Below are 13,470 nucleotides of genomic sequence, written 5' to 3' on the forward strand. Positions count from 1 at the left end.
TGATCGTATTTTATAAAATTAAAACGTAACATTCAAACCAAACGATATAGTACGATAAGCAGGATAACTCCAACTTAATGTTTCCGGGTCAAAGCCTTTAGGCAAAGAAGAGAAAGTCAACAAGTTTTCAACATTTGCAAAAAGTTTCAACTGCTGTACCAATATCGGAGTCAACCATTGTTTCGGGAACGTATAAGCCAATGATATGTTTTTCACTCTCAAATAAGCCCCGCTATTCAAATACTTGTCAGAGATACGTGTATTGGATCCCACCGAGTTAGCAACCGTATAATCATAGATACGTGGCAATTGGGCATTCGGATTCACCGGATTATAGTTTCCGCCGGCGGCATCAACCGGTTGCCAGTAATCTGTCTGATTATAATAAACGGGAAGATAAACAGCATCGGTCGGGCCTGCAGCACCAAACGGGAAGATAGCAGATCCCCCTAACCATACATCTCGTTTTCCGACTCCCTGCAATAAAATACTCAAATCAAACCCTGCGTAATTAACTCCCAAACTAGCTCCCAACTGATAGCGGGCACTGCTGTTTCCCAAAACCTTACGGTCTCCCGGGTCTTCCACAGTACCGGCACCGGCTGTAATCGTATTGACAGTACCGTCCGCATCACTCAGGTTTTTAAATTTAATGTCCCCCGGACGTAAGCGGCCATTGTAGCCTTCTATACCGGTCACACCTTCTTTCAATTTCCAGCTGACCGCATCCTCAAAATCATCTATCGTATAAAAGCCGTCCGTTTCATATCCCCAAATTTCACCCATGTACATGCCTTCACGATAGCGTTTTCCATCCTGCGCATCGTTTCTGTCATAGAACAAACCAGAGGTATTCTTATACTTAGTTACTTTCGTACGAGAATCGGATATGTTAAATCCGACAGAGTATCCTACCTTTCCTATCCGATCTCTCCAGGAAACAGCCACTTCCCAACCGTTAGTACGGATATCCGCCGTATTCTGATAAGGAGCAGAAGCCCCGACAATAGCCGGCAATTGTTCTCCGGGTGCCAACATCCCTGTTGTATTACGCTGGTACCAGTCAAATGTTCCACGTAAACGGCCATTCAACAAAGTCCAATCCAAACCGACATCCGTTGTTGCTACATCTTCCCAGGAAAAATTAGAACGGACCAAAGAAGGAACACCGATAACATTTACAGCTACATCATTATTCAACCATACATTCTTGTTTTCCAAAGTCATGGATGGAGTATACAGATAAGGTTTGATATTCTGGTTTCCAATAACGCCCCATGAAGCACGAATCTTCAATTCATCCAACCAACCTTGTGTACTTTCCATAAAAGCCTCCCGTGCGACCTGCCATCCCAAAGAGACCGAAGGGAAAAATCCGAAACGAGAATTTTTAGGAAATTTGGAAGAACCGTCATAACGTCCGTTCACCTCCACCAGATATTTATTCGCATAATTATAATTCAAGCGGAAAAAGGCACCGCGGATCGTATATTCCTGGTACTTGTCTACCAACTTTGTCAAAGTTTTATCGGTAGTACCTCCCAACGAAGGCACTTCAGGCACAGCTTGATTATATACGATAGACTGTACATCTTCGTAATAACTGGACTCCTGATTAAAACCAACCATTACATTCATGTTATGATCTTTAAAAGACTTCGAATAATTGGCATATATATTAAAGGCGTTATAATCCGTAAAATAATGTCGTTTCTCATAACTATCCTGATTAACGTTCCATCGAGGAGTCTCCTGAATATCTATAAATTTTTTCTTCGCATCATAGAAATCATACAAAACATCATTCTTATCAAATGTATATTCAAATACTGCTTCCAAATCGGCAATAGGTTTAAATATCGATTTTAAGAAAATACGTGGATTAGCCGTAACCGTCTTCTTCTTATTATTATATAATATACTGTTTAACGGAGTGTTATAAGGTAAATTTTCCTTATCTGCCACACCATAAATATCACCGGATGTTCCATTAGGGGAATAAGATATCAAACGGGTCGTATACAAATTATCGCCGGAAGGCATTGATTTCGTTCCTTTAGCATACTTAATATCTACAACCTGCGTAAACCAACTCGTCACATCCGCAGACATATAAGCCCCGACATTAAGACGCTCATACTTATCGGCAGAAGTCACCAACGGGCCATCCTGGGAAGTATATCCTCCGGAAAAACGATAACGAACCTTATCCGTTCCGCCCGATGCCGACAAGTTATGATTCATAATAAAACTGGTTTCCATAAAAGCTTTATACGGATCTTGTTCATTCAAATAATATACATTTCCGTCATCCCCTTTATACAAGCCGTCATTTACGATATTAAAAGCGCCCGAATTGGCTTTATAGTCCTGCAAATATTGTTTCCATTTAGCTACATTTTGTTTGCCCGCCCAATAAGAATCGCTAAACCCTGCTTCCAGATACATTTTAAAATACTCGTCAAGCATGGCTTGTTCGGGTAAATTCATCGCTGTTTCAAAACCTATATTGTTATTATAGTTCAAATGAAACCGTTCACCCTTTTTCGGTTGCTTGGTGGTAATAATAATTACTCCGCCAGCGGCACGCGCACCGTAAATAGCTGTTGATGCTGCATCTTTCAAAACAGAAATAGCATCGATATCATTCGGATTGATCATATTCAGATCCCCTTCGACATTGTCGATCAAAACCAGAGGACGAATCACCTCGCCTGAGCCTAAAGAAAAGGCATCGCGAATCTGTATTTTTTTATTCGTTCCACCAGGTTCATGATTTCCCGAAACAAACAAACCGGGAACAGCTCCCTGCAAAGCTTGTGTCGTGTTTGCCAATGGGCGGTCACCCAATGCCTCTTCCATTTTCACCTGAGAAATAGCACCTGTCAGATTCTCTTTTTTCTGAACACCGAAACCTACGACCACAACTTCATCCAACGTCTGCGTATCTTCTTTCAGCTGAACATCGACAACAGAAGATGTTACTTTTATGGTCTGCTTTGCATATCCGATATAAGATATCTCTATTATCTTTTCCGTTCCTTGAAACTCCAACGTCATTTTCCCATCCATATCGGTAATGCCGCCATTGGTCGTACCTTTTTCGACAACACTGGCTCCTACTACCGGTCCCAAAGCATCTGTCACCCTAACAGTAATACGCCTCACTTGCTGCTGATCAGATACTCCGTAATTTTTCTGTTTAGAATTTGACTTATAAATGATAATTCGCTTATCATTTATAACAAAATCAGCATGCTGATTTTGCAACGCTTTTCTCAAAAGAGTTTCTACGGAGTTTTTTTCCCAGTCGACAACTACCCGTTCATTCAAATTCAGGTTTTTGTCACGAATTAAAAAAGAGTAATCAAACTTCTCTTCAATCAAATCGAACAGCTCCTGCAAAGTGGTACTCTGGTTCTGAACAGATAAGTAACAAGATTTTAAGTCCGCAGCAAAAACCGCCTCTGTGGTCATCGGCAAGCTTGCGAACATACACAAGGTCATCAAACACCTTCCATTTCTCTTCAAATTGGTTAATTTCATGAATTTCAGATTTAATAAGATTATTATTCAGTCTAATCGTAATGTCCTTTCTCGGATCAATTATTTATCCCGGATTACAAACATATTTCCGGTTTGTTCCCATCGATATTGTTTTTCAACATCAATTTCATTCAAAATATCATATATCGTATGCTCGGAAGTAAAACTCCCCGTAAAAGCCTCTTCCTGCAAAGAGTTGCTCTCTATTACAATCTTTATGTTATATTTTCTCTCTAAATCTCTCGCTAATATGCCAAAGGGAATCTTTGTAAATTTCATTTTCCCATTTACCCAGTCACAAACATCATCCGCATTTACTGTTGTTTTCTTCAGCTCATTATCTATTTTATTATAACTCAACTTCTCATTAGGTTGTAAGCGTATTATTTTTGTATCCGGTTCGTTATTCAACGCCACGTCAACTTTTCCGGTTCGCAACACAACATTCACCAACTCCTCATCCTGATAGGCCCTGACATCAAAAGTCGTTCCCAATACTTTTACACTCAGATTGTCAGAGTTCACTATAAATGGTTTCAAAGAGTCCGGGGTTACTTCAAAATATGCCTCCCCTGTCAGGTAAACATCACGAGACTTTTCTGAAAAATCTTTATTATAGGAAAGAGAAGAACCAGCATTCAGCCAAACCACCGACCCATCGGCCAAAGTTACTTTCGAACGTGATCCCAATGGTACAGAGGTCTGAAAACGAATAATCTCCGAATCCTGTTCATCCGTCAATACACCTGCATAATAAGATAAACCGCCTATAGCCAGCATGATCATTACTGTTGCAACGATTTGTAACCAAGGACGAATAAAGAATATTCTTTTTGAAGAAACCCCCGCCTCTTTAGCCATCAACTCACCAAAATGTTTCTGGAAACCAAGCTCCACCCGGGAAGAAAAATAAGGAACATGGGAGATGGCCCACCAGTCCGACATTTCCGAAAACAACTGCTGATTCTTTTTATCAACCTGCAACCACTGGAAAAGTTCTTTTTTTTCAGTGTCTGACAAATTGCCCAAAAAGTGGCCGATTATCAGTTTACGTATATATTCTGTATCCATAATATTTTCAAATAAATTCATATCTACATAAATAGATACGCCATTTTTCAATAATCCGTTTATACTAAAATGAATTATTTTTGAAAAATATCCAATAATAAGCAGACAACAGGATATAAATTCCCCAATAATACTTTCAACTTAGATAATCCTTGCTTAATTTGTACCCGGACCGTACTGGAAGAAATATTTTTCATCCGGGCTATTTCTTCATAGGTTTTATTATAATAAAGGTGTTGAATAAAAATTTCGCGACACTTCGCAGGCAACTGGTCGATAGCCCTACTTATCAGATCGGTTAACTCTTTATTTTCCAAACAAGCCAAAGGTGAAGATTCTAAACAGATCAATTGCTCATGAACATCAATCACATAGCCGTTTATATCAGAGACCGGCACCTCTTCTAAGCGCTTTTTCCTGTAAAAACTCAAACACTGGTTTTGAACGGCACGTATCAAATAAGCTTTGACGGGATAAACTAATGACGACCGATTATTCCATACATTCAAAAAAACATCATTTACAATCTCTTCTGCTATTTCCGGCTTATATACATACTTTACTGCAATCGCGCACAAATAGGTATAATAGGTCGCATACAATAACTTAAAAGCATTTGTATCTCCCTTATTAATACGTAGTATGGTCTCTCTTTTTACATCCATTAATTTAGATTTAAATAAACCCGCCAACAAACTTAAATATTTTATTTCAATACTCGCACAATCTTTAACCTTTTATTCATCACAAAAATAAAAGCATGAACCACCGACGGAGCTCATCCCGTCAAGCGATCCATGCCTCTTTTCCTAATTATTATGGCAAAATAATTAAAAACAGATCTTAAAAGACGGCAAACAGGGAATGGAACAAGAATAGAAAGACATCAGATGTCTTGTTTTTCTCATCCGGCCTTTCCTCGAAGCCGTCGAAAGAATATGCCTTGCAGGTCTTCTGACTTACTTCCGGTTTGAGCGCCTTCCCATTCAAAGAAGAACAGTGGCACTAGTGTTGCCCAATCCGTTATGAAGCTTACAGCAGCGGGACTGTCCGGGATTTTCACCCGATTCCCTTTTAATCCTTTCCTGCGAATACAGGTCCGGAACAATGCATGTCGCAAATATAATACATTTTTACTAGATTTGTACAAAATCTTTATTTTCTTGTTGGGGTGATTAGAACCTTATCTGCCAATCGCTGATAGTATGTCGCTCTCGGTCGAAACCGATGGCAACTTTCACGACGGGCAACCCGCACAAAGCAAAACGTTCGGGATAATTCCGCAAATCTATCTGGTTCATGGCTGCATCCGCCGTTTTATCGAGCTTTAACTCCACGACATAAAGCGTCGTTTTCGTCCGCATCACCATATCCACACGACCACGGGGGGTACGAACTTCCACATCCACATACATGCCAAGCAAACTGAATATGGTATATAGCAAAGACTGGTAATGCCCTTCATAATCGGTATTATCGCATTTGGGGATCGTGGAAAGGAAAGTCTGCAATAAACAAAGGGCATCGTCCATCCGCTCTCCGGCTATCGCCTCGAAAAGAAGCGCAACCGTTGTAAGACCATCGGCGGTATGTTGGTGAAGATAACCGGGCAACAAACTTTTCATCAGCCCCATACGTACCTCTTTATTGGGAATGTCGAGCGTATAAAGTTCCGTGAGTTCGGAGTAGTCTTTTATCGTGATATAACCGCTTTGATAGAGCAGCGGGGTGATGTCCGTCATCCGCTCTGTCGGTGCATCGAACGATTCGGAGATAACTTTCCGACCTCCGATCTGCTGAGGCTTTACATGATATTTGTTCAGCATCTCGATCAAATAGGTTGGTGTACCACTGCCGAACCAATAAGAACCGATTTTACCGTCCGCAAAAGCATTCAGCAAGCTGAAAGGATTATAGATGTCGGGCGATGGGTAAGTAAAATGATAACCGTCATAATTATCCCTCAAACGTGCAACAAGTTCCAGACAGGTAATCTGCATCCTGCTCGCAAGCAATTCCAAATCATGATTCATTTGCGTCAACATCTCCTCTTGCGTGATACCGCAAATAGCGGAATATGAACCGTCCATGCTGATATTCTTTATATTGTTCAGTTCACTGAATATACTTAATTGGGAAAACTTCGTAATACCGGTCAGGAAGACATAACGCAGATAAGGATCGCAAGCCTTCAGCGGACTGTAGAAATTACGCATCACGTTTCGTAACACAGGCAAGTTTTCCTCTTCGTGCATCACGTCAAGAAGCGGCGCATCATATTCATCGATCAGCACGACCACTTGCCGTCCTGTCCGCTTGTAAGCACATTGTATCAAATTCGCCAGCCGGATATTGACATCTTTCTTCCCTATATGGCAATCATAACGGTCCTCATATCCCGACAAGAGGAAATCCAGCATACGGTTCAAACGGGCCTCATCCACATGCTTCGCCATACTGACATCAAAATGGAGTACCGGATAGGCTACCCATTCCTTCTCCAGCCCCTCCATAGCCAATCCTTCAAACAACTCTTTACGTCCCTCGAAATAGGCATGTAGCGTCGAGGTAAGCAGCGATTTGCCGAATCGACGTGGACGGCTCAGGAATACATATTTAGAATCAGCATGTGTCATGCGGTAAACATATTCCGTTTTATCAATATACAAATAGTCCTTTTCTCTAATCTCGGAAAAAGTCTGTATACCTATCGGATAAAGTCGTCGTTGCAATTCCATAATCGTAATTTCTTTTACAACAAAGTTACGACAGTGATTCTGTTTTGCAAATTCATCTGCCACAAAAATTCTATAAATGAATTAAGAGACTCTCCAAGTGAATAACCAACCATTTTCCTACTCGTAAGTTAACGACTCTCCCCAGCCGTTAGTTATTCACTAGAGAAGACTTTTTTGTATTGTTCAAGATTCGGATTCCTTGCCGTATAAGTTCAATAAATTTTCGATTTTATCGATCAAGGCCTGTAAAGAAGATGCCTTTTCATACTCCTGCGCTTCCGAAGCCTCTTTTACTTTTTTCGTCAAGTCCTCCATGCAATCTTGCAACGTAACCATTGTTGCTTCACGTCCGTTGGAAATGGAAGCCTCCCAAAAACTAATCGCCTGCTCCAAGTCTTGTTCCACCTCTTCCCCTTTGTAATATTTGATTCCCAACAGATATTGTGCTTCCGGATCATTTTGTTCCGACAACGAAACCAATGCTGATATCTCATCTTGCTTCTTTTGATTTCCATCTTCGCAAGATAGGATTCTGAGTAATTCTACAAAATGGTCGTCCAATATATTCAGCAAAGGGCAAAAGGAATATCGAAACACTTCTTTGTCTATGCGAAAATCACTTCCTACATTCAATGCAGATTGGGACATTAGCTTGTTGCAGTCCTCATTAATAAACAAACAAACCGAATCATAATTTTTCATGTGTATCTTATTGATAAAACGGAACACGGACATGTATAGACTTTCTTGTATCTTGATTGGCACATACGCAAATAAGAGTACCTGTTTGTCCTCTTCCCTGCAAATAATCCTTACCTCCAAGCAAACATGATTCATGTCAATTGAAAAGTTAAATTCTCCTTTCTCCTCATCAAACAGAAAGTTCAGTTCATACTCTTTTTTCAAGTAGTCATTTACTTGCTTCGCTAAAATATCCATAATTCAAACGTTTTAATCCATTAACGATACATTTTGTCACTACACCTACATCAAATAAACACAACAAATATAAATCAGATAATCTGTCATATCTTGTCTGAGTCCGAGAGATTTTTATCTGTCTTATTGGCTAATCTATACCGCTTCAACTCATCCGATGTCACATTCAAGACCCAAGAAATAATCATCAAATCATCCATCAACCCCAAAGGCAACATATCCGGAACAAAGTCAACCGGAGTAATCAAATAAGTCGCAGCCGCAATGATAAAGATTAGGCTGTTCGTATGATAATCCTTATACTTCCCGGTTGACACATCTTTCAGGTAGCTATATAACAACTTTGTTTGCTCCTTCAATCGAGTGGGTCCCTTCTTCGACAAATAAATCCCAAGCCGAAGGACCAAAGCCCTCAGCCGCTTGGGATTATAAGCATAATGTGCAGTTTTCTTAATCCAATCGGATCGCAGAAAGCGAGAGATTAAATCCATTCTTACATTTTCTTAAAATCAAAAAAGGCACCACTCAATATACTTTCATGACCAGATATGTCAATTCCTCTGGCCAATAGACAATTTTTCACCATATTCTTTGATGCTATGGAATCAAAGGGCAAATGTCCGAACGGAATTTCCACTATAAAAGGAACTGTTCCTTTCTCTATCTTTATCCCATGACTAAGCGGGATGTTACATTTGGGGGTTAATACAAATGTTGACATAATTCTATTATCTTATTCCTCTGTTTATACACTCCTTCGCCAACTCCGGTTCTTTAATCAACCAATCCATTGTCAATAAAGCGGCAGGATAGGTCATACTAAATTTTTGTTTTAGCTCGGACAATTTAAAACCTTCTATCTGAAAGTCTTGTTCTTCTTCCGTATTCAACCAACATTGAAAAGCTGTTTGAAACAGATTATCCATTTCCTGCAAATCACAGGCAACCGATAACGCCTGTTTTTCAGGATAACCACGTTCTATTAGAATTTTTGTTATTTCTTCTTTCATGTCAATTTATCTTGATATGATTTTACAACATCTTCCGCAAAAGCCTGTGCATCTGACTCCAAAGGTTGCAATTGATATGCTTTGAAGCCACAATGTTCCACATCTTGATAACCGTGAAGTTCGTTCAAGTTCCAATTGGAGACCTCTCCATGACGAGGATGCGTCTCACGTACATTCAAGTTATAATCCTGGTAAGCATGACGCCCCTCATGAATCAATGTGTCCAAGACCGCCTCATAGCACTCTGTTGATTCTACATAATCTTTATTAATTGTAATACAATTGCTTCCTTGCTCATAATACCCCCAATGCCCCTCTCCCAAACTTTGAGATACAACAACACATGATGGTCGATGAGCGATTCTGGCAACTTCATTTTCTAATTGCTGTAATACTCCCATCCGTTTATCAAAAGAAAGATCTTTCCATTTATCATATTCCAATCCCTCCACTCGGAGCATTACATCGGAAATCGCCTCTACTTGAGCATTGTCTGCTGGAGCTTCCAAATAAAGTGAATCTATTTTATCCTTTATAGGTTCAAGCAACTCCGCTATAGCCCGATCCGAATCAATGGCCTTAGGAGGTTTTCTACCATTCAATTCATCAATTCGAGCTATTAGCAAATCCGTATTTTCTAATGGAAGAATCTCTCTAACATATTCAAGTTCAGGCATTGCAAATTTTCCACAAACATACCTGTCTGTTTCCATATAGTCTTTGACATTCTCCAACTTAGAGATGTCAATCAGATGGCTTTGAATCCAACGGTCATTCCAAGTAGCCATTCCTCCAGAATGTTGATGTTCTTTAAAAGAATGAACTTTTTCATCAATCAATTTCATCCTTCCAAAATTAATATCATGATGCCACGTCAAACCTTCTATTTTATCTTTCTCAGCCATGATATCCGCAAATTGCCGATCACTCAAGTTTAAGGTATCCTTTAATGAAGGATCTTTCGTCAATTCTTCTTTTAATCCGACAGTTGCATATTTCATTTGCATTCGGTCTGATCTGTTACCATATTCACTCCAAAACTCATCAGACATACAATAATCTGGAAGAATGATCTCACATTTTTCCAGAAATTCAGGGAATACACCTCGGTAAACTTTTCCCGTAGATGAAACGAACGGTTGCATCGTGTATTTCACATCATTGACCGTCTTTCCATCCCATCCATATTGTCTTGTTCTGACGGTTTCTATTTCCGGGAAATAAACTTGGAAGATTGCGTCTTTAGATAGTCCTGTTTGTTCTTGTATTTCAGCAATACGCGAATCAATAGCTCTCGCGTACTCTATCTTGTCTTCCAAACTTTTTTCTTTCCAATCGGATTCAGAGATCTTCAAATTCTCCAAGCTTTGTGAGCTTAAAGAATCTGAAGAGGCATTCTGTTCCATTTTTCCTATATAAGACATATCTCTTACTTTATTTTATCCACCTGTATCCAATAAGTATCAGTCGATAACGAACTGGAAACAATACATTGCCCGGTCATCAATTTGACAATCACCTTCCGCTGTTCTTCACTCAATCCCATCGATTCACCAATGGCTTTGCAATCATCTTCGGCAACCAATCGGTGAGTGATCTTTAAGTTCGTGTTCTTGATAGCATCCGGTATCAATCTTGTCGGCACTTGATCCACTAGGAACATACCTTCACCGTATGCACGAATTTCTGAAAGCATATTGCAGAACATCATGGCCGATTTATATTGAGGTAACTCTTGATTGTCGCATTTTGCCATTACCCGATGAGCTTCCTCTATAACAGTAAGATGCTTACAACTATTGTCATTGAAATCCACTTGTCCAATTTCAGCTAAAGCCGCACGATATTCATATAAGAATTGTAAAATCAAAGCCATAAAGAAAGACTTATCCCCATCATCCCCAACATAAGACAAATTGATTATACATGGCTTATCAAACAATTCTTTCCAAGAAGTTGAATGGACTGTATTCAACATTTCTCCTTTCCACCCCCGTTTCAAACTATCAATACGAGTGTTGAGACATGCTTTCATATTTCGTTCGATACGTTCTTCATATTGATGATTGGATATAACTTTATCCACGCTTATACTCATGCTATTTAATGTGGGTGGCAAAGTTACCCCGAATTTGGGTTCTCCACCTAACCAATCTGTTGATTTGTTCTGATATATGGTATAAATCAGATCTTCCATTAAGACCGGAAGAATATCATACATCGGAAATGCTGCGGCAAAAGTAGATTTCAAACGGTCGATGTGTGTCAATACATTCGGTACCTGTTCTTCATTCAACCAAACCAACTCAAACGGATTTAATTTCAACTTTTGGGGAACAAAACCTGTCTTATATTTCTTGCAACCGGGAATATAAATGTCGATTGGATTTTCCGAATGTTCTTTGTTATATTGCAATGCCCAATCCACATATTCTGTTTTTGCCGGCTCAATCACCAAAAAAGGGATTTCGCCTTTGATGCCATTCAAAATGGCTTGTACGGTATTTGTCTTTCCACTTCCATTGATACCGGATAATAACGTGTGTCGAGACAATGAACTTGTCGGGATATGATATTCCATGTTGGTAGGAGAACCTCCATAAAGTAGTTTCCCGATCCCGATAGTTTTATCTTCTTCCTTTTCTTGTAAATTCAAGCTAAACTCAGGTGAACTGTCAATCACACTGATACCGGGCACGGAACGCAACGGAAAGTTAACCAAGTAAGAAAGTTCTTTGGTAGTGAGAACTGTTTTAAGTTCTTTGAAATGATTGCCTAAAGGGTGATCAAACGGTTTGTTGTTTGAAGTACTATCCACCCGGATAATAGGTGATTGAAAACGTCCTATGGATTGTTCCGCTTCAATCACGTTACTAATATCCGTTATGCGAATCGGCTCAAAGATAGATTCCTGCCCACTAAGGATCGAACGCAATTGCATAGCCCCCCCCCTTAATGTCCGATTCTTTGCTCGCCAACAAATAAGTCCCGACTTTCCACATACCGATGGCCTTGCCTGTTTCCAAACGTTTACTGTGATAGAACAGGTGTTCAGATACCGATTCGATATGTTTGTTCACAATATTCCGGCTCAAACTTTGCGACTGTCCTTCATTAGTAGAAATAGAATCTGAAACCGAATGATTAGTTCCTGTTGTAGAACCAGTTGTTTTGGTAGGAGTCAATGAGCCAACCAAAGAATTAGCAATTCCCAATCCCATCATGGAAACAGCTCCGGCAACCAATTGTCCACCAACCTCTGTAGCTCCTTCCAAAACAGATTGAGCAGCCGGGAAAAACGATGCGGCCAAAGCGATACCTGTTCCCTGCATGGCTAATTTTCCTAATTTGGAATAGTCTTTTTTTTGAGTGGAGATGCTCTCTGATGTAGATGTTCCATCCGTTACAGAATGAGAATTGGAACTTCCTTGTGAACGACCTTCTGTCACGTTGAATGATTTCAAGGATTCCGCCTGCCCGTTCATTTCTCTGCATTGGAAGAGCATAGCATCAATTTCATTCGCCTCTATGGGATCAGCAACCACTAAATAGGCATAATGTTTGCTCTGATTCATCCCGGCCATCAGCTTATCAATGGTTGCCGGGTAAGTCGTTTTATATTGGCTTTCCATCGAGGGTATTCCGGTCAGGGCATAAACATACTCCAATGAATCTTTTTGTATGAGTGAAGAAAAGGTTTGCAACCCCTCATCTTCCGATTCGTCTTTTATGGTATGACATTGCAGTCCCGGCCACACACCTTTCATAAATTCAGATAGGTATTTAGTGATATTCTTTTTGATACCGATACTCATCGGACGCACTCCCAAATACAATCGATTCCGCTTTTCACTTCCTGTGATCAAGAATAACAGTTGAGTTTCTTTAGGCATGAAACAGGAATAAAGTATCTTCTGCATCGCCGTAAAGCAATTCTCCGCACTCTCTTCCAATGGTTTCCCAATCTGTGTGATTTCCAACCATGAAACATTGTTCTTACTGGTTGATGTGACTTCCTTTAAAGCAAAATAAGGATTCAGATTGGCATTATCAATCTTTTCCAAATACTTTCGTTCCATACAGAAAGACAATGACTGGGAAATGGAAGTTGCTGCTAATACTTTAGCCATACTTTCTGGCACCATAGGTGTTGCTGTGTTCTCCAT

At 39.9% G+C, this 13,470-nt stretch carries 10 protein-coding genes and 1 riboswitch; all 10 genes read right to left on the reverse strand.

All coding sequences use genetic code 11. From position 1 onward, the window contains the following. Positions 1-18 precede the first annotated feature (18 nt). The 10 genes from NBH15_RS17070 to NBH15_RS17115 all read right to left on the reverse strand — a co-directional run bounded on the left by NBH15_RS17070 (position 19) and on the right by NBH15_RS17115 (position 13,470). On the reverse strand, positions 19-3,546 hold the full coding sequence (locus NBH15_RS17070) for a SusC/RagA family TonB-linked outer membrane protein (protein WP_250823142.1): 3,528 nt from the start codon (positions 3,544-3,546) through the stop codon (positions 19-21). A gap of 60 nt (positions 3,547-3,606) precedes the next feature. Further along, complete coding sequence (locus NBH15_RS17075; RefSeq protein ID WP_158579636.1) at positions 3,607-4,617, reverse strand: FecR family protein; 1,011 nt, start codon at positions 4,615-4,617, stop codon at positions 3,607-3,609. 74 nt (positions 4,618-4,691) lie between these two features. Further along, positions 4,692-5,309 (reverse strand): RNA polymerase sigma-70 factor, encoded by a 618-nt coding sequence (locus NBH15_RS17080; protein ID WP_244050704.1) that lies wholly within the window; start codon positions 5,307-5,309, stop codon positions 4,692-4,694. 235 nt (positions 5,310-5,544) lie between these two features. Next, positions 5,545-5,742: riboswitch (cobalamin riboswitch) on the reverse strand. Positions 5,743-5,792: 50 nt separating this feature from the next. Then, the gene (locus NBH15_RS17085) at positions 5,793-7,355 is read right to left on the reverse strand and encodes a PD-(D/E)XK nuclease domain-containing ATP-binding protein (RefSeq protein WP_250823143.1); all 1,563 of its coding nucleotides are present in this window, start codon (positions 7,353-7,355) and stop codon (positions 5,793-5,795) included. Positions 7,356-7,538: 183 nt separating this feature from the next. Continuing rightward, positions 7,539-8,294, reverse strand: a complete 756-nt coding sequence (locus NBH15_RS17090) for an SEL1-like repeat protein (protein ID WP_250823144.1) — start codon at positions 8,292-8,294, stop codon at positions 7,539-7,541. An 86-nt stretch (positions 8,295-8,380) separates the two neighbouring features. Next, positions 8,381-8,785, reverse strand: coding sequence for a YkvA family protein (locus NBH15_RS17095; RefSeq protein ID WP_250823145.1), 405 nt, complete (start codon positions 8,783-8,785; stop codon positions 8,381-8,383). Between the two features lie 237 nt (positions 8,786-9,022). Continuing rightward, positions 9,023-9,304, reverse strand: coding sequence for a hypothetical protein (locus tag NBH15_RS17100; protein WP_250823146.1), 282 nt, complete (start codon positions 9,302-9,304; stop codon positions 9,023-9,025). Further along, positions 9,301-10,728, reverse strand: coding sequence for an HNH endonuclease (locus tag NBH15_RS17105; RefSeq protein ID WP_250823147.1), 1,428 nt, complete (start codon positions 10,726-10,728; stop codon positions 9,301-9,303). Before NBH15_RS17105 ends, NBH15_RS17100 begins: the two co-directional genes overlap by 4 nt. Before the next feature lie 5 nt (positions 10,729-10,733). Next, positions 10,734-12,245 (reverse strand): ATP-binding protein, encoded by a 1,512-nt coding sequence (locus tag NBH15_RS17110; protein ID WP_250823148.1) that lies wholly within the window; start codon positions 12,243-12,245, stop codon positions 10,734-10,736. Further along, positions 12,223-13,470, reverse strand: a complete 1,248-nt coding sequence (locus NBH15_RS17115) for a hypothetical protein (RefSeq protein ID WP_250823149.1) — start codon at positions 13,468-13,470, stop codon at positions 12,223-12,225. The genes NBH15_RS17110 and NBH15_RS17115 overlap by 23 nt, the downstream gene beginning before the upstream one ends.

The organism is Parabacteroides caeci (genome assembly GCF_023656795.1).
GTDB classification, from domain to species: domain Bacteria; phylum Bacteroidota; class Bacteroidia; order Bacteroidales; family Tannerellaceae; genus Parabacteroides; species Parabacteroides segnis.